General features: G+C 66.3%; 23 protein-coding genes, 3 tRNA genes and 1 pseudogene. 19 read left to right on the forward strand and 8 right to left on the reverse strand.

Features of this window, described 5'->3' with window-relative positions; translation table 11 throughout:
* Positions 1–5: 5 nt before the first annotated feature.
* A complete protein-coding gene (locus AEB_RS08930; protein ID WP_119082877.1) occupies positions 6–2,075 on the reverse strand; it encodes a hypothetical protein in 2,070 nt (689 codons plus the stop codon).
* Positions 2,076–2,184: 109 nt separating this feature from the next.
* A tRNA-Pro gene (locus AEB_RS08935) sits at positions 2,185–2,261 on the reverse strand.
* A gap of 181 nt (positions 2,262–2,442) precedes the next feature.
* Between AEB_RS08935 and thyA the strand changes: the two genes are divergently transcribed.
* The 5 genes from thyA to AEB_RS08960 all read left to right on the forward strand — a co-directional run bounded on the left by thyA (position 2,443) and on the right by AEB_RS08960 (position 7,476).
* Positions 2,443–3,426: a thymidylate synthase gene (gene thyA, locus AEB_RS08940; protein ID WP_231958972.1), complete on the forward strand. Its 984-nt coding sequence runs from the start codon at positions 2,443–2,445 to the stop codon at positions 3,424–3,426.
* A gap of 72 nt (positions 3,427–3,498) precedes the next feature.
* The gene (locus AEB_RS08945) at positions 3,499–4,779 is read left to right on the forward strand and encodes a 3-methyl-2-oxobutanoate dehydrogenase (2-methylpropanoyl-transferring) subunit alpha (protein ID WP_119082878.1); all 1,281 of its coding nucleotides are present in this window, start codon (positions 3,499–3,501) and stop codon (positions 4,777–4,779) included.
* Entirely contained in the window at positions 4,767–5,831 is a 1,065-nt protein-coding gene (locus AEB_RS08950) for an alpha-ketoacid dehydrogenase subunit beta (protein ID WP_119082879.1), read from the forward strand. The genes AEB_RS08945 and AEB_RS08950 overlap by 13 nt, the downstream gene beginning before the upstream one ends.
* Positions 5,832–5,835: 4 nt before the next feature.
* Entirely contained in the window at positions 5,836–7,185 is a 1,350-nt protein-coding gene (locus AEB_RS08955; protein ID WP_119082880.1) for a dihydrolipoamide acetyltransferase family protein, read from the forward strand.
* A 214-nt stretch (positions 7,186–7,399) separates the two neighbouring features.
* Positions 7,400–7,476: transfer RNA gene (locus tag AEB_RS08960), tRNA-Asp, on the forward strand.
* A 51-nt stretch (positions 7,477–7,527) separates the two neighbouring features.
* Here AEB_RS08960 and AEB_RS08965 read toward each other — a convergent pair.
* From AEB_RS08965 to AEB_RS08980, 4 genes are all read right to left on the reverse strand, one after another.
* On the reverse strand, positions 7,528–7,740 hold the full coding sequence (locus tag AEB_RS08965) for a DUF2842 domain-containing protein (protein WP_119082881.1): 213 nt from the start codon (positions 7,738–7,740) through the stop codon (positions 7,528–7,530).
* On the reverse strand, positions 7,740–8,324 hold the full coding sequence (locus AEB_RS08970) for a 5-formyltetrahydrofolate cyclo-ligase (protein ID WP_119084553.1): 585 nt from the start codon (positions 8,322–8,324) through the stop codon (positions 7,740–7,742). Before AEB_RS08970 ends, AEB_RS08965 begins: the two co-directional genes overlap by 1 nt.
* Before the next feature lie 255 nt (positions 8,325–8,579).
* Entirely contained in the window at positions 8,580–8,897 is a 318-nt protein-coding gene (locus AEB_RS08975; protein WP_119082882.1) for a cell division protein ZapA, read from the reverse strand.
* Positions 8,894–9,082, reverse strand: a complete 189-nt coding sequence (locus tag AEB_RS08980) for a hypothetical protein (protein WP_119082883.1) — start codon at positions 9,080–9,082, stop codon at positions 8,894–8,896. The genes AEB_RS08975 and AEB_RS08980 overlap by 4 nt, the downstream gene beginning before the upstream one ends.
* 197 nt (positions 9,083–9,279) lie before the next feature.
* Between AEB_RS08980 and tkt the strand changes: the two genes are divergently transcribed.
* The 5 genes from tkt (at position 9,280) to AEB_RS09005 (ending at position 14,950) form a co-directional block, all read left to right on the forward strand.
* The gene (tkt, locus tag AEB_RS08985; protein WP_119082884.1) at positions 9,280–11,277 is read left to right on the forward strand and encodes a transketolase; all 1,998 of its coding nucleotides are present in this window, start codon (positions 9,280–9,282) and stop codon (positions 11,275–11,277) included.
* A gap of 14 nt (positions 11,278–11,291) precedes the next feature.
* Entirely contained in the window at positions 11,292–12,299 is a 1,008-nt protein-coding gene (gene gap, locus AEB_RS08990) for a type I glyceraldehyde-3-phosphate dehydrogenase (RefSeq protein WP_119082885.1), read from the forward strand.
* Positions 12,300–12,309: 10 nt separating this feature from the next.
* Positions 12,310–12,768, forward strand: a complete 459-nt coding sequence (locus tag AEB_RS08995) for an MOSC domain-containing protein (protein WP_119082886.1) — start codon at positions 12,310–12,312, stop codon at positions 12,766–12,768.
* Positions 12,769–12,771: 3 nt separating this feature from the next.
* Positions 12,772–13,971 (forward strand): phosphoglycerate kinase, encoded by a 1,200-nt coding sequence (locus tag AEB_RS09000; protein WP_119082887.1) that lies wholly within the window; start codon positions 12,772–12,774, stop codon positions 13,969–13,971.
* A 79-nt stretch (positions 13,972–14,050) separates the two neighbouring features.
* Entirely contained in the window at positions 14,051–14,950 is a 900-nt protein-coding gene (locus tag AEB_RS09005) for a fructose bisphosphate aldolase (protein WP_119082888.1), read from the forward strand.
* Positions 14,951–14,954: 4 nt separating this feature from the next.
* On the opposite strand, the gene AEB_RS09010 is transcribed toward AEB_RS09005, so the two are convergent.
* Positions 14,955–15,341 carry a hypothetical protein gene (locus AEB_RS09010; protein ID WP_119082889.1) on the reverse strand — a complete coding sequence of 129 codons (387 nt, stop codon included), beginning with the start codon at positions 15,339–15,341 and terminating at the stop codon, positions 14,955–14,957.
* Positions 15,342–15,437: 96 nt separating this feature from the next.
* Between AEB_RS09010 and thiE the strand changes: the two genes are divergently transcribed.
* Positions 15,438–16,046, forward strand: coding sequence for a thiamine phosphate synthase (gene thiE / locus AEB_RS09015; protein WP_119082890.1), 609 nt, complete (start codon positions 15,438–15,440; stop codon positions 16,044–16,046).
* A 10-nt stretch (positions 16,047–16,056) separates the two neighbouring features.
* Here the strand turns inward: thiE and AEB_RS09020 are convergent, their stop codons facing one another.
* The gene (locus tag AEB_RS09020) at positions 16,057–16,476 is read right to left on the reverse strand and encodes an elongation factor P (protein ID WP_119082891.1); all 420 of its coding nucleotides are present in this window, start codon (positions 16,474–16,476) and stop codon (positions 16,057–16,059) included.
* A gap of 58 nt (positions 16,477–16,534) precedes the next feature.
* Between AEB_RS09020 and efp the strand changes: the two genes are divergently transcribed.
* The 8 genes and pseudogenes from efp to AEB_RS18595 form a co-directional block, all read left to right on the forward strand.
* Positions 16,535–17,098, forward strand: a complete 564-nt coding sequence (gene efp / locus AEB_RS09025; RefSeq protein WP_119082892.1) for an elongation factor P — start codon at positions 16,535–16,537, stop codon at positions 17,096–17,098.
* Between the two features lie 9 nt (positions 17,099–17,107).
* On the forward strand, positions 17,108–17,929 hold the full coding sequence (locus AEB_RS09030; protein WP_119082893.1) for an inositol monophosphatase family protein: 822 nt from the start codon (positions 17,108–17,110) through the stop codon (positions 17,927–17,929).
* Between the two features lie 60 nt (positions 17,930–17,989).
* A tRNA-Leu gene (locus AEB_RS09035) sits at positions 17,990–18,075 on the forward strand.
* Positions 18,076–18,116: 41 nt separating this feature from the next.
* On the forward strand, positions 18,117–19,913 hold the full coding sequence (locus AEB_RS09040) for an SLC13 family permease (RefSeq protein ID WP_119082894.1): 1,797 nt from the start codon (positions 18,117–18,119) through the stop codon (positions 19,911–19,913).
* A 123-nt stretch (positions 19,914–20,036) separates the two neighbouring features.
* On the forward strand, positions 20,037–21,422 hold the full coding sequence (locus AEB_RS09045) for a TIGR03013 family XrtA/PEP-CTERM system glycosyltransferase (protein WP_119082895.1): 1,386 nt from the start codon (positions 20,037–20,039) through the stop codon (positions 21,420–21,422).
* Positions 21,422–23,530: an XrtA/PEP-CTERM system histidine kinase PrsK gene (gene prsK, locus AEB_RS09050; RefSeq protein WP_231958973.1), complete on the forward strand. Its 2,109-nt coding sequence runs from the start codon at positions 21,422–21,424 to the stop codon at positions 23,528–23,530. The genes AEB_RS09045 and prsK overlap by 1 nt, the downstream gene beginning before the upstream one ends.
* Positions 23,530–24,900 carry a PEP-CTERM-box response regulator transcription factor gene (gene prsR, locus AEB_RS09055; protein WP_119084554.1) on the forward strand — a complete coding sequence of 457 codons (1,371 nt, stop codon included), beginning with the start codon at positions 23,530–23,532 and terminating at the stop codon, positions 24,898–24,900. Before prsK ends, prsR begins: the two co-directional genes overlap by 1 nt.
* A gap of 301 nt (positions 24,901–25,201) precedes the next feature.
* Positions 25,202–25,414, forward strand: a pseudogene (locus tag AEB_RS18595) (tetratricopeptide repeat protein); the annotation flags it as partial.
* Positions 25,415–25,665: the final 251 nt, after the last annotated feature.

The raw sequence follows: 25,665 nt of genomic DNA on the forward strand, positions 1-25,665 counted from the left end.
ACGAGCTAGGTCGGCGTGCGAGTTTTGCCGGCGTCAGATCTCAGTTTCCGATACCGACCACTCCCTACGCGGGAACGCATATCGATCGGCAGTAAGCGGATCGGAGCAGGGTCGAGATGAGTTGTAATTTCGGGCACATACCGATGGATAAATTCGAGGCGCTCGCGAAGCACAACCGCGAGGCCTTCGGTCTGGATTCGCTTCGAATAATGCTTGGCGTTCGTGCCGGTCCTAGCGTGCCCCATTACGTCAGCGCGCAAGATTTCATTCACGCCGTCTACTTCGTAGAATGAGGAACCGAGGGCGCGGATGGAATGGATATCCGGCCCTTTGCCCTTGTCATTCACTCTCACTTCCATCCGATCAAAAATCCACTGGACCATGAAGCGCCAAGCGCGATCGTAGAACTGGGCGCCGCCTCGCTTGCTCTCGAAAAGGTAGAGTTCCGGGAAGAGGGCAACGTGGCCCTCTGCGCGGACGGCTTCGACGTAGTCGAGGAACCCGAGGCGGATGAGCTGGCGGTGAAGGGGGATCTTGCGCCTGCGCGCCAACCTCTTTTCACCACCCTTTTCTCCGTCCTTCCCGCGGGTGAAATTATCCCGGATGTGGATGTGGGGAACCGGGTGATCGATCACCACGTCGGCAATCTCAAGGCCACATATCTCCTCACGGCAAGCGTGGGTATAATACCAGATAAGTGGTGCCCAGTAGGCGGCGTCGTGCCACACTTGCGGGCTCAGGCTGTCCGTTTTCAGCCGCTTCTTTCCAGGACCACCTCCGCAATATAGCGGTGATCGGAACAAGCACTCCAGCTGCTCCTTCTCCCAGGCGGGGCGGAGGTCGCTGGTGTCTTCCTCCGGGATGGCCATAGTCGCCGCAGCGAAGTCGAGCACGACAGCGCCGGGCACTCTGGGCTTCCACGCCGAGCGTTCCAAGTGCTTTGCCACCGTGCTCATTGTGCTCAGATCGCGGTTCACCGTTTTGAGGCTGCGCTCAAGCTCGGGCGTCAACTTCGGCAATTCCTTCTGAACCTCTTCGAAGGGCCGTGACATGTTCCCCTTCTCGAGCGTTCCGAACCTGAAACCCCGTGCCGGGATTTGGAGCAATCGCTGCACGTATGTCTCGACGTCGCGATGATCATAAGACCCGAGTTCGCGGTCGCCCGTCATCCATGCAAAGCACTGCAAGATCATTCGCTGCTGTTTATCGTCCTTCCACACCTTCTTCCGCTTTAGGGTAGCCAGAGTATCCTCGATAATCTCGCTGAACCGGCGGTTATCGTAGATCGCGAAGGGGCATTCTGTAGTTGGCGAGGGCGGAGGCAGGGTCGTGTGTGCGACGGGAGCAGTGAGACCCTCGGCCTTGGACAAGAGGGCCTTCACTTCGGCAGACAATTCACCCAGGTCCGCCATCATAGTCCGCAAAGGGTCGGCCGCGTCTAGGACGTCCTCGTCGAATAGGCGTTGCGCCCGCGTGCTGGCGGAAGCGCCCGCACGGATCATGTGGGTCCGAGCAGCAGCAATGTTGGATTCGGTAGGCGTCGCGCCAATCGCTGTCAGGGCAGCACTGACGTATTCGTCGGATAGAGCATTGCGTATCTGATCGACCAGAGGGCGTGCCCATTCAGGAGTCAGTTCCTTTACGCCTTGTGCCGAGTTGGCGGCGGCGTCGAGCCTGGCGACTTCGCAAGGGTCCATTTCGTAACGTGGGTCAGGTAGGCGGAGCTGCCTGTAGGCCTCGGCGTGGCGCGCCGCTTCCTCCGTGACCGAGGACGACCAAGGAGCGTTTTCGTAGGCGGCCGATAGCCAAGAGCCGAGTTGCTGCTCGAGCTCCCGCCGAAAGATCGCTTCGATCTCAATGCCGGTCAGGTTGCGCTGGCCTTCCAGCATCGTCTTCACATCCGCCCTTACAATTACGAAACGCGCCGAGAGTATCGCCACGCGCTCACGCGCGGCACCCGGATCGGCAGTCTGCAACGCCAAGGTTAGCGGCTTGGAGATAATATTTCGGAAATGAATCCGGCGGCGGAACGAATAGCGGCCCTCGATCCGGACGGTGAAGGGGATGCGGCTCATCGATAACGACCTTCCCGCATGTGCTCCCGCTATGTGTGTTGGTCGTGTGGCCAACACGGGGCGGAAACCCATGCTAAAAGGCGGAAATCTGCGGCTTAGCGCGCTAAAATGGTCGGGGAGAGAGGATTCGAACCTCCGGCCCCTGCCTCCCGAAGACAGTGCTCTACCAGGCTGAGCTACTCCCCGACCGGCGCTTCCGGAACTGGTCCGGGGCGAGGCAGAGGCGGCCCTTTAGCGGGGGAGGGGTGGGCTGGCAAGCGGGCAATTCGTATGGCTGCGTTGCGGGGGCGCGGTTATGAACAGGGGCGGGTCGGCCGGGCGCCATAGTGGCTTCGCGCGACTCTCCGGTGGATGTTAGGCACCACGCATGCAGTCCGCTTCCGCATCCGTTCGCCCCGCAGCCGTGCCGCAATCATCCGGCGACCATTGGGAATGGCAGTATCTGGCCCTCATGCGCCGTATATGGGCGGAGGGGGACGAGCGGGCCGACCGCACGGGCGTGGGCACGCGCTCGATCTTCGGGCCGCAATTGCGATTCGATCTGTCCGACAACCGCGTGCCCCTGCTCACCACTAAGCGCGTGTTCTGGAAGGCGGCGGCGCGCGAGATGCTGTGGTTCCTCACCGGCAACACCAATATCCGCCCGCTGCTGGAACAGGGCGTGACGATCTGGAGCGACTGGCCCTTGGCCAAGTATCGCCAGGCGACGGGCGAGGCGATCACGCAGGACGATTTCGAAGCGCGGATCGTGGCGGAGGCGGATTTCGCCGCCCGCTGGGGCGATCTCGGCCCCGTCTATGGCAAGCAGTGGGTCGACTGGCCGACCTATCGCTATCGCGCCGATGGGCTCTATGAAAGGGGGCCGGGGATCAACCAGGTGGCGCAGGTGGTGGAAAGCCTGCGCAGCAATCCCGGCAGCCGCCGCCACATCATCGAAGGTTGGAATGTGGCGGAGCTCGACCAGATGGCGCTGCCCCCCTGCCACAAGACCTATCAGTTCCACGTCGCCGGCGAAGGGGCGGAGGCGCGGCTCAACTGCCTGCTGTTCCAGCGCAGTTGCGATGTGGCACTGGGCCTGCCCTTCAACCTGTTCGGTGCGGCGCTGCTCACGCGCATGATCGCGGCGCAGGCGGGCTATCAGCCGGGGGAGCTGGTCTGGACCGGGGGCGATACGCATCTCTATCTCAACCACGCCCATCTGGTGGAGGAGCAGCTTTCGCGGGAACCGGCGGGCGAGCCGCGGCTTGAATTGCTAAGGAAGCCCGACTCTATCTTCGACTATCGCATCAAGGATTTCGCCGTCACCGATTACACGCCGCAAGGCGTGATCCGCGCCCCGGTGGCGGTCTGAGGCAAGCGTTGACGGTTTCCGATGAAAGTAATAAAATGTCTCTGACATAAAACATTCATACGGGAGCTGAAGATGGCCAAGGTGGACGCGGAGGCGGGCGGCAATCGGCCCCGTCTTTCGCTGCATGTCCCCGAACCGAGGTTTCGCCCCGGCGACACGGTGGATTTTGCGCATTTGCAAGTGCCCGAAGCGGGCGCGCAGCCGCGGCCGGACGAGGCCTGCCCCGCAGCGGAAACCAATCCGCTCTGCACCGATCTGATCCGTGTGCTCGGCAGCGACAATCAGGCCCATGGGCCGTGGAACCCCAACCTCACGCCCGACAAATTGCGGCTGATCCTGCGCCAGATGGCGCTGGTGCGCGCCTTCGATGCCCGCATGTATCGCGCGCAGCGGCAGGGGAAGACGAGCTTCTACCTCAAATGCGTGGGCGAGGAGGCGACCTCGGTCGCCGCCACCCATGGCCTCGATTTCGAGGATATGATCTTCCCCTCCTACCGCCAGCAGGGTTGCCTGATCGCGCGCGATTACCCGCTGCTGGAAATGGTGAACCAGATCTATTCCAACCGCGCGGACAAGCTGAAGGGGCGGCAATTGCCGATCCTCTATTCGGCGCGCTCGGTGAACTTCTTCACCATCTCGGGCAATCTGGCGACGCAGCTGCCGCAGGCCACCGGCTTTGCCATGGCCAGTGCAATCAAGGGCGACAGCCGCATTGCCGCCGCCTGGGTGGGCGAAGGCTCCACCGCGGAGGGGGACTTCCACTCCGCGCTCACCTTCGCTGCGGTGTATAATGCCCCGGCGATCTTCAATGTGGTCAACAACCAGTGGGCCATTTCCAGCTTCTCCGGATTTGCCGGTTCGGAGCGGACGAGCTTTGCGGCGCGGGCGATCGGCTATGGCATTGCCGGGCTGCGGGTGGACGGAAACGATCCGCTGGCCGTCTATGCGGCGGAGCGCTGGGCTGCGGATCGCGCACGGTCCAACAACGGGCCGACGCTGATCGAATTCTTCACCTACCGCGCGGAGGGCCACTCCACCTCCGACGATCCCACCGTCTATCGCAGCGCGGAGGAGCGGGAGGAATGGCCGCTGGGCGATCCCATCGCGCGCCTGCGCGACCATTTGATTGCGCTCGGCGAATGGTCGGAGGACCAGCACGCCGAGATGGACCGTGAACTGGCCGAGGAGGTGCTGCGCACCACCAAGGAGGCGGAGAAGAACGGCATCCTGGGCCACGGCCTGCATCATCCGTTCCACACCATGTTCGAGGATGTGTTCGAGGAACTGCCGTGGAACCTGCGCGAACAGAGCGAGCAGGCGATCCGCGAAAGGAAGATCAAATGGCCCGACTAGATGCCGACGAGGATCCGGTGAGCCTGTCCGAAGCGCCGGCGCGCGATCTCAACATGATCGAAGCGATCAACGAAGCGCTTGGCATCATGCTGGAGCGTGACCCCGACGTGATCCTGATGGGGGAGGACATCGGCTTTTTCGGCGGGGTGTTCCGCGCCACCGCGGGCCTGCAGCAGAAATACGGCAAGACGCGCGTGTTCGATACGCCGATCAGCGAATGCGGCATCATCGGCGTGGCGGTGGGCATGGGCGCCTATGGCCTGCGGCCGGTGCCGGAAATCCAGTTCGCGGACTATATCTATCCCGGGCTCGACCAGCTGATCAGCGAAGCGGCGCGGCTGCGCTATCGCTCCGCGGCGGAGTTCATTGCGCCGCTCACCGTGCGCAGCCCCTTCGGCGGCGGCATCTTCGGCGGGCAGACGCACAGCCAGAGCCCGGAGGCGCTGTTCACCCATGTCGCCGGGCTCAAGACCGTCGTGCCCAGCACCCCGCATGACGCCAAGGGCCTGCTGATCGCGGCGATCGAGGACAATGACCCGGTAATTTTCTTCGAGCCCAAGCGGATCTATAACGGCCCGTTCGACGGCTATTATGATCGTCCCACCAAACCGTGGAAGGGCCACCCCGGCGCCAAGGTGCCCGAAGGCTATTACACCATCCCCCTCGGCAAGGCGCGCGTGGCGCGGGAAGGGGAGGCGCTGACCATCCTCGCCTATGGCACCATGGTGCATGTGGCGGAGGGCGTGTGCCGCGAGAAGGGCGTGGATGCCGAAATCATCGACCTGCGCACACTGGTCCCGCTCGACATCGAGGCTGTGGAAAACTCTGTGCGCAAAACCGGCAGGTGCCTGATCGCGCATGAGGCGACGCGGACCTCCGGCTTTGGGGCAGAACTGTCCGCGCTGGTTACCGAACGCTGCTTCTATCACCTCGAAGCCCCGGTCGAGCGGGTGACGGGGTTCGACACACCCTATCCTCATAGCCTCGAGTGGGCCTATTTCCCTGGCCCCGTCCGCATGGGCGAGGCGATAGACAAGATCCTGGAGGCCTGACGCCATGGCCCGCTTCACATTCAACCTCCCCGATATCGGCGAAGGCATCGCCGAAGCCGAGATCGTCGCCTGGCACGTGAAGCCCGGCGATATGGTGGCCGAGGATGGCCGGCTGGCGGACCTGATGACCGACAAGGCCACGGTGGAGATGGAAAGCCCCGTCGCCGGGAAGATTCTCGAGGTCGCGGGCCAGGCGGGCGATGTGATCGCCATCGGCTCCCCGCTGGTGGTGCTGGAGGTCGAGGGCGAAATTTCCGACGAAGTGGCCCAAGAGAACGAGGCGGCTTCCGCCCCCGCGCCGGTAGAATCCCCTGCGGACGCAGGGGAGGCAGAGGGCGGCCGCCAGCTTGTCGGTGGGCCGACGCCGCAACCCTCCTTCGTCGCAGAACCGCCCGAGGAGAAGGACGAGGCGCAGCCAGCGCCGCCGCCGCGCCCGGCGGCACCTGCTCCCAGGGCGGAAGTTCGCCGGGAAAGCTCGCTGGCGCGTGTCCTCGCCAGCCCCGCGGTGCGCCGGCGCGCCAAGGATCTCGGTATCGACCTCGGTGATGTGCGCCCGGCCGAAGATGGGCGCATCCGCCATGCCGATCTCGATTCCTTCATCAGCTATGGCGAAGCGGGCGGGTATGCCCCGGCGGGCGGTGCGCGGCCGGACGAGACGATCAAGGTGGTCGGCCTGCGCCGCCGGATTGCCGAGAACATGGCCGCGGCCAAGCGCCAGATCCCGCATTTCGCCTATGTCGAGGAATGCGATGTCACCGAGCTGGAGAAGCTGCGCGGCGATCTGAACGATGGGCGGGGCGATCGCCCCAAGCTGACGATGCTGCCGCTGCTGATCGCCGCCGTGTGCCGCGCACTGCCGGATTATCCGATGCTCAACGCCCGCTATGACGACGAGGCGAATGTCATCACGCGCCATGGCGCGGTGCATATGGGCATCGCCACGATGACGGAGGCCGGCCTGATGGTGCCGGTGATCCGCGATGCGCAGGGCAAGAACCTGTGGCAGCTCGCCGCCGAGATCACCCGGCTGGCGGAGGCCGCGCGCAGCGGCAAGGCGAGGCCCGAGGAGCTTTCGGGCTCGACTTTCACGCTAACCTCGCTCGGGCCGCTGGGTGGCATCGCTTCCACGCCGGTGATCAACCGGCCCGAGGTGGCGATTCTGGCGCCCAACCGCATCGTCGAACGGCCGATGTTCGTCCCCGACGAGACCGGCGGCGAACGGGTGGCCAAGCGCAAGCTGATGAATCTCTCGATTAGCTGCGATCACCGCGTGGTGGATGGTTACGATGCGGCGGCCTTCGTGCAGGCGGTGAAGCGCCTGATCGAGAAGCCGGCTCTGCTCCTCGCCGCCTGAACGGCGAATCGCCGGCGCCTCAGGGTGCCGGTTTTTGGCGGAAACGCTGCCCCGGCGCCGGTCGATCCGGCGCGCGGCGGGCTGTGTGCAGCGCTGCCGGAGGGGCGGGGCGGGCGCTCTGTCCACGGCAGATGAAAAAGCCTGTACCAGCGAGTTGACAGCCGATTCAGCCTGCCCTAGGGGCGGCGCTCCCAAGCGGTGCGCCGCCCGATGCGCGGGTGTAGCTCAGTTGGTTAGAGCGCCGGCCTGTCACGCCGGAGGTCGCGGGTTCAAGTCCCGTCACTCGCGCCACTTGGGACCTTCTCCTGACCCTTCGATGCCCCGGCACCGTCCCTTCAGGGTTCAGCCCCAGCGGCCGGTTTCCATCCAGATCAGGAAGCGCCGCAGCGGCAGCAGCCAGACGACGCCCAGTACCAGATAGACCACGGTCTGCACCGCCACCGGCGTCTGCTCGATCCATTGCGAGGCCCACATGACGGCCAGCGCATAGGCCGCCAGCGCCACCAGCAGCGCCAATATGCCCAGCGGGATACGCAGCGTGGGTTTCTCGCGCATCAGAAGGGCCCCAGCAGGCGCGTGGGGGTGACGATGGCGGCGAGCGGCATGTCGTGCGCCTCCACCGGCAGATCCTCCACCTCCTGCACGTCCCACGCCATGCCGATGGCCAGCGTATCGGGATGCGCGGCGAGATAGCGATCGTAGAAGCCGCCGCCCTGGCCCAGCCGGTCCCCGCCCGTCGTAAAGCCGAGCAGCGGCATGAACAGCACATCGGGCACCACCACCGGGGCGCTTTCCTGCGGCTGGCGCAGGCCGAGGGGGCCGCCTACGAGGTCGCTTTCCTCATAGGGATCGGTGTGCAGGTGGAAGTGCATCGGCTCCGCCAGCGTGGTCACGCGGGGCAGAGCGATGCGGTGGCCGTTTTCGAAGAAGAAGCGGGTATAGGCGCCGGCGGGGGCCTCCCCCGGATCGGCGCGATAGAGGCCGATGGTGGCGCCATCGGGCACCATGTCGAGCACCGCGGCGGGCGGGCGGTGGAACACCAGTGCGCTTACCTGCGGCGGCAGGGCGGCGGCGTGTTCACGGCGTTTGCGGCGCAATTCCTTGCGCAGGGCGGCTTTGCAGGAAGCGATATCGGTCATGTCGCCCTCTTGCCGCCCCGGCCCGGCGAAGTCGAGCGAGTCGGCCCGCGTGGACCCACCGGGAAGGGGAAGTGGCGGAACCACCATGGGTCGTTTGCCGGGAAATCCTCTGACGCCTCAACGTCAGGTGGGCGCCGTATGCACCGGCCCTGCAGGACGAACCCGAGGGCCGGGCAGGGACAGCTCCCATGGATTGCTTATAGCCTCAGGGATATTCTCTAACGGCTCGTTCCGGGCAGTCCCGCCGCTACCTATCTAGGATGCCGCGCCCGCGCTCTCAAGCCGGTCGGCGAGATATTCCAGCCGTTCGGCCATCGCTTCCAGCTGGTTCGCACGCTCATCGTCCTGCGGCGCGGCGGCGGGCACGGCCGACCGGCGCAGCTCGGCCAGTTCGTCCGCCAGCAGCAGCGCGGCATAGAGCAGCATGCGCGGTTCGGACTGGCTGACGAGATTGGGCATCGCGGCGATCTTGCCGTCGATCGTGCGGCCGAGCATGGCGATATGCTCTTCCTCGCCCGCGCCGCAGGCCACGGCGAATTCCCGCCCGCCGATGACCAGGGTGACATTGCTCATGGCTGGAGGCTGCCGATGAGCCGGTCGAGATCGGCCAGCACCACTTCGGCTTCCCCGCGCAGGCGGGCATAGCGCTGTTCGAGCTCGGGGTCGGCCTGCACGGCCGGCTTCTGCGCCGCGGCCTCTATCCGGCCTGCCGCCGCCTCGATGCGGCTCAGCGCACGCGAGATGCGATCGTCCTCCATCGCGCGGTCATCTATCGGAAATAACGGGGCCGGGCAAAAACTTGGGCCGCGAAGCTGTGAATAAGCCTCGGCGTCTCGCGAAGGGATCGGGCGCGCCGCGCAGCTTGACGCGGGGGCGGGCCGTCGCCCAAGGAGCGCGCAGCCGAATCGCGGCCCAGAACGATCAGAGTTTTACCGACAAAGCCGGAGCTTCCTGCATGACCGACACCGCCCGTCTCGCGCCGATGGCCAATGCGATCAGGGCGTTGACGATGGATGCGGTGCAGGCGGCCAATATCGGCCACCCCGGCATGCCGATGGGCATGGCCGATGTCGCCACCGTTCTGTGGTCGGACTATCTCTCCTTCGATCCGGCCGATCCGCACTGGCCGGATCGCGATCGCTTCGTGCTTTCCGCCGGCCACGGCTCCATGCTGATCTACGCGCTGCTGCACCTCACGGGCTATGCGCATCCCACCATGGATGACATCCGCAATTTCCGGCAGCTGGGCAGCCCCTGCGCCGGACACCCGGAAAACTTCCTGCTCGATGGCGTGGAATGCACCACCGGCCCGCTGGGGCAGGGCCTGGCCATGGCCGTGGGCATGGCCATCGCGGAACGGCATCTGAATGCCAAGTTCGGCGATGACCTCGTCAACCACCGCACTTGGGTGGTCGCGGGCGACGGCTGCCTGATGGAAGGCATCAATCACGAGGCGATCGGCCTTGCCGGCCACCTCGGCCTCGGCAATCTGATCGTGCTGTGGGACGATAACCGCATCACCATCGACGGTGCGGTGAGCCTTTCCTCCAGCGAGGATATTCCCGCCCGCTACCGCGCCACTAAGTGGCATACGGTGAGCTGCGACGGGCACGATCCGGCCGACATCCGCCGCGCGATCGAAGAAGCGATGGCCGATCCGCGCCCCTCGCTGGTCGCCTGCCGCACGATCATCGGCAAGGGCTCGCCCAACAAGCAGGGCACCTCCAAGGTCCATGGTTCGCCGTTGGGCGAGGACGAAGTGGCCGCTGCCCGCGTGGAACTCGGCTGGGATGCACCGGCTTTCGAAGTGCCGAAGGAAATTCTGGCGGACTGGCGCGCACTGGGTGCAAAAGGCGCCGAAGCACATGTGGCATGGCAGGCCCGGCTCGACGCCGCGGGCGAGCGCAAGGACGCTTTCCAGCAGCATATGCAGAGCGTCGCCACGCTGGCCGCGCCGGCGATCGAGGATTACATCGTCGAACTGGCGAAGAACCCGCCCAAGGTCGCCTCGCGCAAGGCCTCTGAAATGGTGCTGGGGCCGCTAACGGAAAAGCTGCCGCAGCTGCTTGGCGGCTCGGCCGATCTCACCGGCTCCAACAACACCAAGACGGGATCGACCGGCCCGCTGACGGCGGAGGATTACTCGGGCCGCTATATCTATTACGGCATCCGCGAATTCGGCATGGCTGCCGCGATGAACGGCATGATGCTGCATGGCGGCGTGGTGCCCTATGGCGGCACCTTCCTGATCTTCAGCGACTATGCCCGCAACGCCATCCGCCTGTCCGCCCTGCAGAAGGCCGGCGTCGTCTATGTGATGACGCATGATTCGATCGGCCTGGGCGAGGATGGGCCGACCCACCAGCCGGTGGAGCAGGTGATGAGCCTGCGGCTGATCCCCAATCTCAACGTCTTCCGCCCGGCCGATGCCATCGAAACGGCAGAATGCTGGGCGCTGGCGCTGCAGACCCCGGAAACGCCCTCGGTGCTGGCCCTTTCGCGCCAGAACCTGCCGCCTGTGCGCGGCGAGGGCGACGAGGAATGGACCGGTGCCGGCAACCGCTGCGCCAAGGGCGCCTATCTGCTCAAGCCAGCGAGCGGTCCGCGCAATGTGGTGCTGGTGGCGACGGGCTCGGAAATCTCGGTCGCGCTCGATACCGCCGCCGCACTTGAAGAGCAGGGGATCGGCGCCGATGTCGTTTCCATGCCCTGCATGGAGCTGTTCGCGAAGCAGGGCGCGGCCTACCGCGACGAGCTGCTGCCGGCCGACGCGCTGATCGTTTCGATCGAGGCGGGCACCACGCTGGGCTGGCAGGCATGGACCGGGCGCAACGGCATCAACATCGGCCTCGATCGGTTCGGCGCGTCCGCCCCGGCCGAGGTCCTGTTCGAGCATTTCGGCTTCACGGCCGACAAGATCGTTCCGCAAATTCTTGAAAAATTAGGTAACTAGCAGGAGTTTTTCCTATGGCGACGAAGGTTTCGATCAACGGGTTCGGCCGCATTGGCCGCTTGGTGGCCCGGGCGATCCTGGAACGCAAAGATCACGATCTCGAGCTCGTCGCGATCAACGATCTGGCCGATGCCAAGGCCAATGCCCTGCTGTTCGCCTATGATTCCGTGCATGGCCGCTTCCCCGGCAAGGTGACGGCCGAGGACGGCAAGATCATCGTGGACGGCAAGGCGATCGCCGTCACTTCCGAGCGCGAGCCCGGCAAGCTGCCCCACGGCGAAATGGGCGTGGACATCGTGCTGGAATGCACCGGCTTCTTCCAGTCGCATGATGCGGCCAAGCCGCATCTCGATGCGGGCGCCAAGCGGGTGCTGATCTCCGCGCCGGCCACCGGCGTTTCCGCCACCATCGTCTACGGCGTGAACCACAAGACGCTGACGGCGGAAGACATCATCGTCTCCAACGCCAGCTGCACCACCAACTGCCTGGCGCCCGTCGCCAAGGTGCTGAACGAGGCCGTGGGGATCGAGCGTGGTTTCATGACCACGATCCATTCCTACACCAACGATCAGCGCATCCTTGACCAGATCCATAAGGATCTGCGCCGCGCCCGCGCCGGTGCGCTGAACATGATCCCCACCACAACCGGCGCCGCCCGCGCCGTGGGCCTGGTGCTGCCGGAGCTGAAGGGCAAGCTGGACGGATCTTCCGTCCGCGTGCCCACGCCCAATGTCAGCCTGGTCGATCTCACCTTCGTTCCGGGTCGCGATACCACGGCGGAAGAGCTGAACGCGGCGCTCAAGGCAGCCTCGGAAGGGGCGATGAAGGGCGTGCTGGACTATACCGACCAGCCGCTCGTCAGCAGCGACTTCAACCACTATCCCGCCAGTTCCACGGTCGACAGCCTGGAAACCGCGGTGCTGGAAGGCAAGCTCGCCCGCGTCGTGTCGTGGTATGACAATGAATGGGGCTTCTCCAACCGGATGATCGACACCGCCGGCGTGATGGCCAGCTTCCTCTGAGGGGGCGGCCTTGGGGGGCAAGCTCGCCGGGATAGCGCGCCATGACCGGCCGAAGGGGGCGATGGAGCGGCTCGATGCTGTATCCGTCACCTCCGCGGCCGGCGTGGCGGGCGACTATCGTGGCGCTCTCGCTTCGGGGAAGCTCATTCCCCGGCGGCAGGTCTCGCTGATCGAGGCCGAAAGCTGGGCGGCGGCGCTGGCCGATTGCGGCGGCATGCTGGATTGGTGGCACGCCCGGCGCAATTTGCTGGTGAGCGGCCTTGGTATCCCGCACAGGGTGGGAACGCGGATCGCCATCGGTAAGACGCTCGTCATCGAAGTGCTCGACGAGTGCGACCCGTGCGAGCGGATGGAGGCCCTGCATCCGGGCTTGCGCGCGGCGATGGCGCCGGATTGGCGCGGCGGCTTTCTGGGGCGGGTATTGGCGGACGGCGAAATCGCCGTCGGCGATGAAGCGAGGATCATCTAGCTTATGGCGAATTTCCGCACTCTCGACGATCTGGGCGACGTGCGCGGCAAGGTCGCGCTGGTCCGCGTCGATCTGAACATGCCGATGTCCGGCGGCCGCGTCACCGATCTCACCCGCGCGCGGGCCGTGGCGCCCACCATATTGGAACTGGCCGATGCCGGGGCCAAGGTGCTGCTGCTGGCCCATTTCGGTCGCCCAAAGGGCGAACGCAGCTCCACCATGTCGCTCAGCCTGGTGCAGGGCGCGGTGGAGGAAGTGCTCGGCCGCGAAGTGATGTTCATCCCCGAGGTTGCCGGCCCCGTGGTGCAGCAGGCGATCGGCATCCTGCGCCCGGGCGATATCGGCATCCTTGAAAACACCCGTTTCTGGCCGGGCGAGGAGAAGAACGATCCGGATTTCGCCCGCGCCATTGCGGCCAATGGCGATTTCTATGTGAACGATGCCTTCTCCGCCGCCCACCGCGCCCATGCCAGCACCGAAGGGCTGGCGCGGCTGCTGCCGGCCTATGCCGGCCGCGCGATGCAGAAGGAGCTGGAGGCGCTGGACGCTGCGCTCGGCAATCCGCAGAAACCGGTGGCGGCGGTGGTCGGCGGGGCCAAGGTTTCGACCAAGCTCGCGGTGCTGGAGCATCTCGTCGGGCAGGTGGATCATCTGATCATCGGCGGCGGCATGGCCAACACCTTTCTCGCCGCGCGCGGGGTGGATGTGGGCAAGTCGCTGTGCGAGCACGATCTGGCCTCCACGGCGGATGCGATCATGGCAGCAGCGGACAAGGCCGGCTGCACCGTGCATCTGCCCTATGACGTGGTGGTGGCGAAGGAATTTGCCGCCAATCCGCCCAGCCTGCGCAGCTGCAACGTGCATGAAGTGGCGGCGGACGAGATGATCCTCGACGTTGGGCCGCAGGCGGTGGAGGCGCTGGGCGATGTGCTCAAGACCTGCCGCACGCTGGTGTGGAACGGGCCCATGGGCGCCTTCGAGACACCGCCCTTCGATGCGGCCACGGTTGCGCTGGCGAAGGTCGCGGCAGCGCTGACCAAGGAAGGTTCGCTGGTGTCGGTGGCGGGCGGCGGCGATACGGTCGCGGCGCTGCATCATGCCGGCGTGGCGGAGGATTTCAGCTATATCTCCACCGCCGGCGGGGCCTTCCTCGAATGGATGGAAGGCCGGGAACTGCCCGGTGTGGCGGCGCTTGCGAGATAGCGCGGGGCGCATCGGACTGGGAATGGGTTGGCCCGCCGGCGTGCGGGCGCGTGTCAGCATCAGCTAGGGGTTACGGCGAATGAACGAGCAGGAAATGACCGCCAAGATGGCGAAGGGCGACGGCTTCATCGCGGCGCTGGACCAGAGCGGCGGCTCCACCCCCAAGGCGCTGCGCGCCTATGGCGTCTCCGACGACGAGTGGAGCACCGAGGACGAGATGTTCGGCAAGATCCACGAGATGCGCTGCCGCATCATCACCGCGCCCAGCTTCAGCGGCGACAAGGTGGTCGGCGCGATCCTGTTCGAAAAGACCATGGACGGCATGGTCGGCGGCAAGACGGTGCCCGCCGCGCTGATCGAGAAGGGCGTGGTGCCCTTCATCAAGATCGACAAGGGGCTGGAGGACGAGGCGGACGGCGTGCAGCTGATGAAGCCCATGCCGGGCCTCGATGCGCTGCTGGCCCGGGCGAAGGGCCTCGGCGTGTTCGGCACCAAGGAACGCTCGGTCATCAACAAGGCCTCGCCCAGCGGCATCGCGGCTATCGTGGCGCAGCAGTTCGAAGTGGGCCGGCAGGTGATCGCCGCGGGCCTCATGCCGATCCTGGAGCCGGAATATTCGATCAAGGCCGAAGATCGCGCGGAAGGCGAAGCGATCCTGCGCGACGAGATCCTGAAGGCGCTCGATGCGCTGCCCGAAGGCCAGCAGGTGATGCTGAAGCTCTCCATCCCGGCGGTGCCGAACAGCTACAAGGCGCTGGTCGATCACCCCAAGGTGCTGAAGGTGGTGGCGCTTTCAGGCGGCTACAGCCGTGACGAGGCCTGCGCCGAGCTGGCCAAGAACGACGGCATGATCGCCAGCTTCAGCCGCGCCCTGCTGGAAGAGTTGCGCGCGGGCATGAGCGATGCGGAATTCGACGCCACGCTGGGCGAGGCGATCGATGCGATCCACGCCGCCAGCACGCAGAAGGTGGCCGCCTGACCCGTCAGGCGCCTCCTTCATAGGCAAAGCGATAATCGGGGGCGGGCGTTTCGGCGCCCGCCCTTTTTTCTGGCTGGCCGGACACGAGGGTGAGCGTGGTGCCATGCGTGGCATGCGCTTCCCCCAGCGTGAGATCGGCGGTTTCGCGCCAGCCGTCCCCCGCGATGCGCGTGGTGACCACCAGCCGCCCGGCCCAGACGCAGCGGGCGTTTTCGGGGCAGCGGCTGTCTTCCGCCACCTTCACCGGCGTCACCACCAGCGAACCCGCCTGCACCGGCTGCCCCAGCGGGACGAGGCTGCCCGCCGCGGCCGGGGGCGTGGCGGCAGGCGTGGTGGCGCAGGCGCTGAGTGAAACGAGGGCGAGGGCGGGAATCGCGAGAAGCTGCTTCATGCCCGCCAGATAGGGGCGCCGCGGCTTGCCCGCCAGTGAACCGGCCGCGATGGAACCTGTTGGCGGCCGGCCTCACGCCCCGTATAGGCCCGCGCCATGTCAGACTGCCAGCTCTACCTCATTTCCCCGCTCGACGTCTCCGGCCCCTTTGCGCAGCGGCTGGAGCGGGCGCTGGACGCGGGGCCGGTGGCGGCCTTCCAGTTCCGCGTGAAGGACATGGACCAGCATCAGGCGGCGCGCCTAGCGGAACCGCTGCAGGCGATCTGCGCCGCGCGCGAAGTGGCCTTCATCGTCAATGACAGCATCGCGCTCGCCAAGCGTCTGGGGGCCGATGGCGTCCATCTGGGGCAGGGCGACGGCGAGGTGGCCGAAGCGCGCGAGGCGCTGGGCCGCGAGGCGCAGATCGGCGTCACCTGCCACGCCAGCCGCCATCTGGCGATGGAAGCCGGCGATGCAGGCGCGGACTACGTGGCCTTCGGATCCTTCTTCCCCAGCAGCACCAAGGCCAGCGAGCACCGGCCGGAGCCGGAGCTGCTGCGCTGGTGGCAGAGCCTGTTCGAGATCCCCTGCGTCGCCATCGGCGGCATCACGCCCGAAAATTGCGCCCCGCTGGTGGAAGCGGGGGCCGATTTCCTCGCGGTGAGCGGAGCGGTGTGGAACGGGGACGAGGCGGCGGCGGTACGCGCCTTCGCCCAGCGGCTCTGAGCCCCGGCGCCTAGCGCGCGCTGCGCACGCAGCGCAGCGGCCCCGGCCGGCCCTGCTCGAGTCGCCGCAGGAAGCCGGAGGACACCACCAGATAGCGTTCGCCCTTGTGGGGGCCGGTCGTCATCACCAGCACATTGCCGCGCCGCAGATAGGTGCCTTCCCCGGCTGAGGTCGCGTAGCGGGAGGCGCTGGTGATGCGGAAGCCCTGATCCTCCTGCGCGATGCCGGCGGGCCCATCCGCCCGGCCGGGCAGTTCGCACACATAGCGGCCGCGCTCCACCGTGCCGATGGGGCCGCTGTCGTTCAGCTTCGCTTGCGCGGCGGCGGGCAGCGGCGCCAGTGCGGCGGCCATCGACAGGGCAAGGGCGGCGGGGGCGGGCAGGCGGCGGATCATGCGCCGCCCATAGCGTGTAAGCGCTTGCATTGCCATGAACGCCGCCAGCCGCTAGGGCGCGCGCACAATTTCCCGAACACCGAAGGTCACCCCGATGAAGATCAGCGGCGTGGACATCCGTCCCGGCAACATCCTCGAATATGAAGGCGGCATCTGGAAGGTCGCCAAGATCCAGCACACCCAGCCCGGCAAGGGCGGCGCCTACATGCAGGTCGAAATGAAGAACCTGCAGGATGGCCGCAAGACCAACGTCCGCTTCCGCAGCGCCGACACGGTGGAGCGGGTGCGGCTGGATACCCAGGATTTCCAGTATCTCTACGCCGAAGGCGACATGCTGGTGTTCATGGACAAGGACACCTACGAGCAGATCCAGCTTCCCGCCGATCTGCTGGGCGATGCGGCCGCCTTCCTGCAGGATGGCATGGAAGTGATGCTGGAACTGTGGGACGAAAAGCCCATCAGCGTGCAGCTGCCGGAACAGGTGGAAGCCACCATCGTGGAAGCCGATGCCGTGGTGAAGGGGCAGACAGCCTCCTCCAGCTACAAGCCCGCCGTGCTGGACAACGGCGTGCGCGTGATGGTGCCGCCGCATATCGAAAGCGGGACGCGCATCATCGTGGATGTCTATGACCGGTCCTACGTCGGCAAGGCAGGCTAAGGCACCGTCATGGCAGCAATTTCAGGCCTCATCCGGGTGATGGAAAAAGCCGCGCGCAAGGCGGGCGGCAAGCTCCGGCGCGATTTCGGCGAGGTCGAGCACCTGCAGGTCAGCCGCAAGGGGCCGTCGGACTTCGTGTCCAAGGCCGATCAGCAGGCCGAACGCACGATCTGGGACGAGCTGCGCGCCGCGCGGCCGGACTGGGGATTCGTGCTGGAGGAAGGCGGCACGATCGAAGGCGATCCTACCAAGCCGCGCTGGATCGTCGATCCGCTCGACGGCACCAGCAATTTCCTCCACGGCATCCCGCATTTCGCGGTCTCCATCGCCGCGCAGGAGCCCAAGCCCGACGGCTCGGGCTGGGGCGAGGTGGTGGCCGGCGTGATCTATCAGCCGATCACCGACGAAACCTTCTGGGCGGAAAAGAGCCGCGGCTCCTGGCTGCATGACGGGCGGCTGCGCGTCTCCGGCCGGCGCCAGCTGTCGGAAGCGCTGGTGGCCACCGGCACGCCGTTCCTCGGCCATGGCGATTTCTCCGAATGGACGCGGGTCTTCGCCGCCATCGGGCCGCAGGTGGCGGGCATCCGCCGATATGGCTCGGCGGCGCTGGATCTCGCCTGGGTTGCCGCCGGCCGGTTCGACGGCTTCTGGGAAAGCGGCCTTTCGTCCTGGGATTCGGCCGCCGGCTGCCTGCTGGTGCGTGAAGCGGGCGGCTTCGTCACGGATTTCCGTGGTCGTTCCCTGCCGATCTGCGATGCGCAGCTGCTGGCCGGCAACGATCAGCTTCATTCGAAGCTGCACAAGCTGCTCGCCGGCGCGCTCAAGGACTAAGCCTTTCACATTTCCTTGTATGCGCCGCATCGCGCGGCTAACCGCTGTGTGATGACGGGAGCCCCTGTGGCGGAATCGGTAGACGCGCTCGACTCAAAATCGAGTTTCCTTGCGAAGTGCCAGTTCGAGTCTGGCCAGGGGCACCAGCTTCCGCCGCGTGTCGGCTGAAAGCATTTAAACTGTGGAAATGATCCCGCCGCCATCCTTCCACGCGATCGCCGCCATGGCGGTGACGGTGGCGATGTTCGTGGAATTCGCGCGGGCGAAGGTCTCCACCGAGATCGTCTCGCTGATGACGATCGCCGTCATCGCGGTGGGGCTGTATTTCTTCCCGCTGCCGCACACCGGGCCGACCGACGGGCTGGAACTCGCCTTCTCCGGCTTCGGCCATTACGCGCTGATCACGATCTGCTCGCTGATGATCATGGGGCGCGGGCTGGTGGTCACGGGCGCGCTGGAGCCGGGCGCGCGCTTCCTGGAACAGATGTTCAAGGTGAACTTGCAGTTCGGCCTGCTCATTTCGCTGCTGCTCGCCTTCGGCCTGTCCATGATCGTGAACGATACGCCGGTGCTGGTGCTGCTGCTGCCGATCTTCGTGGCGCTGGCGGAGCGCGGGGCCATGCCCGCATCGAAAACGCTGATCCCGCTGAATGCGGCGGTGCTGATCGGCGGCATGGCAACGACCATCGGCACCTCCACCAATCTGCTGGTCGTCTCCATCGCGCGCGATCTCGGCATGCGGCCGATGAATGTGTTCCATTTCACGCCCATCGTGCTGATGGCCGCGGTGGTGGCCTTGCCCTACCTCTGGCTGGTCATGCCGCGCCTGCTCAAGGACAACCGGCAGGAAACGACGCAGGCCCGGCGCCGCTTCGTCACCCGCCTGCGCGTGCCGGTGGGCAGCGATCTGGTCGGCCGCCATTTTGACGAGGTGGTGGAGCGGCTGCCCGCCGATTTCCGCTTCGAAGAACGGCCTTCCGGGGCTTTTGAGGCAGGGCAGCGGCTCACCGTCTCGGGCACGCATGATGCGCTGGAAGAAGCCATCCGCGTCCTGCGTGGGCAGATCGCCCCGGGTTGGGTGGTGGACAAGATCCACCGCGATGCCTCTGCGCAGAAAGACGATGTGCAGGTGGTGGAAATGGTCGTCACCGGCGATTCGCGGATCATGGGCCGCACGCTGGCGACATCGGGCATCGCCGATCTGTATGGCGTGGCCGTGCTGGGCATCCACAAGCCCGACCGGCTGATGAAGGTGGGGCCGGAAGATCCGCGTGGCGATACGCGGCTGGCCGAAGGCGATGTGCTGCTGGTGATGGGCCGCCCCGGCGCGCTGGAGGAATTCGCCAACACCGATGGCCTGCTGCAGGTGGAAGGCGCCAAGATCATGCCGCGCCGGTCGCGTGCATGGCTGGCCGCCGCAATCATGTTCGGTTCGGTCGGCTCGGCGTCGATTGGATTGCTGCCCATCGCCGTGTCCGCGCTCGCCGGCGCGATCCTGATGTTCATCACCGGTTGCGTGAAGTTTGACCGGGTGGGCCGTGCCCTGTCCGCCAAGGTGATCGTGCTGGTCGCCGCCAGCATCGCCGTCGGCCGGATCATCCTGGAAAGCGGCGCGGCGGACTGGCTGGGGCAGGGGCTGGCCTCGGGCCTGCAATATCTGCCGCCCGCGGCGGTGCTGGCCACGATCATGCTGTTCGTGACGCTGCTGACCAATTTCGCCTCCAACGCCACGGCGGCGACGGTGGGCACGCCCATCGCCTTCAGCATTGCCGAACGGCTGGGCCTCCCGCGCGAACCGCTGATCCTGGCCGTGCTGTTCGGCTGCAACCTCTGCTACGCCACCCCGATCGCCTATCAGACGAACATGCTGATCATGGCGGAAGGGCGCTACAGCTTCGGCGATTATCTGCGCACCGGCGTGCCGCTGGTGCTCATCATGGTCACCACGCTCAGCGCCTTGTTAGTCTTCACTTACGGCATGTAGCGCGACCGGCGCTTTTCCGCGATTTCGGGCGATTGCCCTGCTGTAAGGTTTACCGACATTTCACTTCTCCGGCCTAACCCCGGCCGCGCCCGCGATCTCGCGCGGGAGCGGCCGGCCGGAGCGATGATTCGTCTCTTCAAACATTATGTTCCCCACGCCGTATTGCTGCTCGGCCTGATCGACCTTGTCCTGCTGTTCCTGGCCGGTGATCTGGCCTGGACGCTGCGTGCGGGGCAGATCGGCATGGACCCGGGCCGGCTGGCTGACCGGATGGGGATGCTGGCGGGTTTCTGCGGGGTGGTGCTCGTCACCATGATCGCGGTGGGCGTTTACGGCGCCGATGCCTTGCGTTTGATGCGCTTTGCCGCCGCGCGGCTGCTGGTGGCGGTGAGCCTGGCGACCATTGTGCTGGCCTTCGTCGATTTCCTGCTCCCTGGGCAGACCTTCTGGCGCTCCACCCTGCTCTACGCGATGGGCGGGGCGATCGTGCTGCTGATGCTGAACCGGCTGATCGTGGGCGGCATCCTGGGAGGTGCAGCCTTCCGCCGCCGCGTGCTGGTGCTGGGGGCGGGCAAGCGGGCTCTGCGCCTGAAGGCGCTGCAGGAGCGGCCGGGCAGCGGCTTCATCATCGTCGGCTATATCGGCATGGGGGAAGGGGCGCCTGCCGTGCAGGAGGCGATCCAGCGCAGCGCCGTGCACGATCTTTCGCGCTTCGTCGCCAATCTTGGCGCGGCCGAAGTGGTCCTGGCGCTGGAGGAACGGCGCAACGCCCTGCCGCTCAAGGATCTGCTGCGGATCAAGACCGCCGGCGTGCATGTGAACGATTTTTCCAGCTTCCTGGAGCGGGAGACGGGGCGGGTCGATCTCGATACGCTCAATCCCAGCTGGCTGATCTTTTCCGACGGCTTCTCCTCCGGCCGGGCGGTGTCCAGCGTGGCCAAGCGGATCTTCGATATTGCCGCCAGCCTGCTGCTGCTGGTGCTGGCGCTGCCGCTGATCCTGCTGTTCGCGTTGCTGGTGAAGCTGGACAGCCGCGGGCCGGCCTTCTTCCGCCAGACCCGTGTCGGCCTCTATGGCGAGCCGTTCACCGTGCTCAAGCTGCGCTCCATGCGCACCGATGCGGAAAAGGACGGCGCCAAATGGGCGGAGAAGCGCGATCCCCGCGTCACCCGCGTGGGGCGCTTCATCCGCAAGGTGCGGATCGACGAATTGCCGCAGGTCTGGACGGTGCTCAAAGGCCATATGAGCTTCGTCGGCCCGCGCCCGGAAGTGCCGCGCTTCGTCGAGGATCTGGAGCAGGAACTGCCCTATTACGCCGAACGGCACATGGTGAAGCCCGGGATCACCGGCTGGGCGCAGATCAACTATCCCTATGGCGCATCGGTGGAGGATGCCCGCGCCAAGCTGGAATATGATCTCTACTACGCCAAGAACTACACGCCCTTCCTCGACCTGCTGATCCTGCTGCAGACCGTGCGGGTGATCCTCTGGCCCGAAGGGGCGCGATGATGGCGCCGGTGCTGCTGCTGTTCTTCCAGCTAAGCCATCTGGCGGCGGCGGTGGCGGCGTTGGCCCTCGCGGGCTGGCTGGTCGCCCGCCAGCGGGATCGCGGCACGGCGGCGCTGGCGGTGGGCGCGGCGCTGGCGCTGTCCTCCGCCTGGGCGCTCGCCGTGGTCGGCTTCGGCACGCAGGGTGCCCCCACGCTGGTGCTGTTCAGCTTCAGCTATCTGGCATGGCTGTGGTCGCTCTATCGCCTGTTCGCCTATGACAACCGCGCCCGCAGCATGGGACCCGTGCGCCCGGTGGTTGCTGCGCTGGCGCTGGTCGAGCTGCTGCAGCTGCTGCTGATCGGGGTCCGCCACTATGTGGGGGGCGACATTCTCGCTCTCGGCGAGTTCCTGCGCTTCGCCCTGTCTCTGCGGCTGCTCTTCTGCGTCGGCGCGCTGGTGCTGGTGCACAATCTCTACGCCGGCGGATCGGCGGCCTCGCGCACAGGCCTTCGCTGGCCGGCGGCGGCGCTGGCGGTGATGTGGCTGTATGATCTGAACCTGGCGACGGTGGCCTATCTGGGCGACGGCCTGCCGGGCATGCTCACACAATTGCGCGGCTGTTGCATGCTGCTTGTGGTGGCCTTGTTGGCCGGCGGCATTTTCGGCAAGGAAGGCAATCTGCGCTTCAGCCCGTCGCGCTCCTTCACCTTCCAGTCCTTCTCGCTGCTGGTGATCGGGGCCTATCTGCTGGTCATGGTGCTGGTGGCGCAGGGCCTTTCTTACATCGGTACGGAGCTGGCGCGCGTCGTCCAGCTCGCCTTCCTCGTCATGGCGAGCGCGGCGGCGCTGGCTCTCTTGCCGTCGCCCCGGCTGCGCGGCTGGCTGCGCGTTACGCTCTCCAAGCACTTGTTTCAGCACCGTTACGACTACCGTGCGGAGTGGTTGCGTTTTACCGACACGATCGGCCGGGCCGGCCCCGCCGCCGCCCCCTTGCGGGAGCGCATCGTGCAGTCGGTGGCGGACATTACCGACAGCCCCGCCGGCCTTCTGCTGACCCCGCGCGAGGGCGGCGAACTGGCGCTGGACGCACGCTGGCAATGGCCGGGGATCGAGGTGCCAGCGGAGGCAATGACCCCCGCCGGGGCGCGGTTTTTCGAGGAAAGTCAGTATATTCTCGACTTGGACGACCTCCGTTCCGGCCGTGTGCAGGGCCTGCCGGAGGCTGCCTATCCTGACTGGTTGCTGCAGGAACCCTCCGCCTGGGCGCTGGTGCCCCTGCTGCATTACGAACGGCTGCTGGGCGTGGTGGCGGTGGCGCGCCCGCCGCTCGCGAGACGGCTCGACTGGGAGGATTTCGACCTGCTGCGCGTGGTCGGCCGCCAGCTCGCGTCCTACCTTGCCGAACAGGCGAGCGAGGATGCCCTGGGCGAGGCGCAGCGCTTCGACGAGTTCAATCGCCGCATTGCATTCGTGATGCATGACATCAAGAACCTCGCCAGTCAGCTCTCGCTGCTGGCCCGCAATGCCGAAAAGCACGCGGACAAGCCCGAATTCCGCGCCGACATGCTGGTGACGCTGACCAACAGCTCCGACAAGCTGCAGGCGCTGCTGACCCGGCTGGGCCGCTACGGCGCCCATCTGGGCGAAGCGCGCGCGCCGCTGCCCTTAACCCAGGTGCTGGACGATGTGGCCACCCGGTTCGCGGACCGCAGCCGGGTGGTGCTGATCGACCGGGAGCCCTGCGTGGTGATGGCCGACCGCGAAGGGCTGGAACAGGCGCTGGTGCATCTGGTGCAGAACGCCATCGAAGCCAGTGAGGAGGGCGCTCCGGTGTTCCTCGACCTGCGCCGCGACGGGGAAGAGGCGGTGATCGAGATCGTCGATACCGGATGCGGGATGAGCCCCGAGTTCATCCGCGCGCGGCTGTTCAAGCCGTTCCATTCTTCCAAGCCGGGCGGTTTCGGCATCGGCGCTTTCGAAGCGCGCGAACTGATCCGTGCCATGGGCGGAAGGCTCGATGTCGAATCGCGTGAAGGGCTGGGCACGCGCTTCCTGCTGCGGTTGCCCTTGCTGGCAGGCCACATGCAGGGCCAACCCCGTCAGCCGCGCTGGAATGAGGTGGCATGATGTCGCACGACAAGCCCGCAAACCTGCCCAAATTGCTGGTGGTGGAGGACGACGAAGGCCTGCAGGCGCAGCTGAAATGGGCCTACGACGATTTCGAAGTCGTGCTGGCGGGCGACCGGGCAAGCGCCATCGCCGCCCTGCGCGCGGAAGAGCCGGCGGTGATTACGCTCGACCTTGGCCTGCCGCCCGATCCCGACGGCACGAGCGAGGGGTTCGCGGTGCTGGACGAGATCATGGCGCTGAAGCCCGACGCCAAGGTGATCGTGGCCAGCGGGCATGGCGCGCGGGAAAGCGCGCTGCAGGCCATCGAGCGCGGCGCTTACGATTTCTATCAGAAGCCGATCGATATCGAGCAGCTCGGCCTGATCGTGCGCCGCGCCCTCCAGCTGCACCAGATCGAGCAGGAAAACCGCGCTCTCGCCGCGCGCGCGGGGGAGGGCAATCGCGTGCTCGGCGGCATGATCACCGCTGCGCCTGAAATGGTGCGCGTGGCGCGCACGATCGAGCGGGTGGCGAACACCAATGTCTCGGTAATGCTGCTGGGCGCCAGCGGCACCGGCAAGGAATTGCTGGCGCGCGGCCTGCACGATGCCTCCGCCCAGCGGGGCGGGAGCTTTGTGGCGATCAATTGCGCCGCGATCCCTGAAACGCTGCTGGAAAGCGAGCTGTTCGGCCACGAAAAGGGTGCCTTTACCGGCGCGGTGAAAACCACCGAAGGCAAGATCGAACTGGCGCATGGCGGCACGCTGTTCCTGGACGAGGTGGGCGATATACCCTTGCCGCTGCAAGTGAAGCTGCTGCGGTTCCTGCAGGAACGCACCATCGAGCGGATCGGCGGGCGCAAGTTGATCGAGGTGGATACGCGTATCGTCTGCGCCACGCATCAGAATCTGGAGGCGATGATCGCCGAGGGGCGCTTCCGCGAAGATCTGTTCTATCGCCTGGCCGAAGTGGTTGTGAAGATCCCTGGACTGGCCGACCGGCCGGGCGACGCGGTGCTGCTGGCCAAGGTGTTCCTCAAGCGCTTCGCCAGGGAGATGAACCCGCAGGTGACCGGCTTTGCGCCGGATGCGCTGGCGGCGATCGACGGCTGGCGCTGGCCGGGCAATGTCCGGGAGCTGGAAAACCGCGTGAAGCGCGCGGTCATCATGGCCGATGGCAAGCTGGTGAGCGCCGATGATCTCGATCTCGGCCCGGGTGAGGGCGAGGATGTGCTCAACCTCAAATGTGCCCGCGAAAGGGCGGATCGCAAGGTGATCCGCCACGCGCTGGCCCGCTGCGAGGGCAATATCTCGGGCACGGCGCGGCTGCTGGGGATCAGCAGGCCGACGCTGTACGATCTGCTCAAGCAATATGATCTGCAGAGCTGACTGGCGCCTTCCTGCCCTTGCGCTGGTGGCGCTGGCGCTGATCCCGCCACTCGCTGCGGCATCGGGCGGCGATCCGCTGGACAAGGCCCGTGCCGCGATCGAGCGGGGCCATGGCATCGCGGCCGAAGTGGCCGTGGACGAAGTGCGGCGGGCCGGCGCCCCGCGTGATCGCATCGCCGCGCTGATGGGCGAGGCCGAATTGCTCCAGGGCCATCTCGACAAGGCGCGCGAATGGCTGGCGCCCGGAATTTTTGCCGCGGCGGACCGGGAGCGGGGCTTTCACGCCCTCGGGCAACTGGAAATGGCTGAGGGCGACCTTGACGCCGCGCGGCAGGCCTTCGACCGCGCGCTGGAGCAGAGCCCCGGCAGTGCGGCGCTGTGGGTCGATATCGGCCGGATGCGGTATCGTGCGGGGGAGCAGCATCAGGCTTTGGATGCGGCCGAGAAGGCGCTGGAAGCCGATCCGCGCGAGCCGCGCGCGCTGGAGTTCCGCGCCCAGCTGGAGCGGGATTCCGGCGGCCTCGTCGCAGCCTTGCCGTGGTTCGAGCGGGCGCTGGCACAGGCGCCCGACGATCTTGGCCTGCTGGCGGGATATGCCGCCACGCTGGGCGATGCCGGCCGCGCGCGTGACATGCTCAAGGTGGCGCGCAGGATGTTGGAGATCGATAGCCGCGATCCGCGTGCTTACTATCTGCAGGCGGTGCTCGCCGCGCGAGGCGGGCAGGATGCGCTTGCCCGGCGGCTGCTGTGGCGCACGGGCGATGC

Origin of the sequence: Altererythrobacter sp. B11, assembly GCF_003569745.1 — a bacterium.
GTDB lineage: Bacteria > Pseudomonadota > Alphaproteobacteria > Sphingomonadales > Sphingomonadaceae > Croceibacterium_C.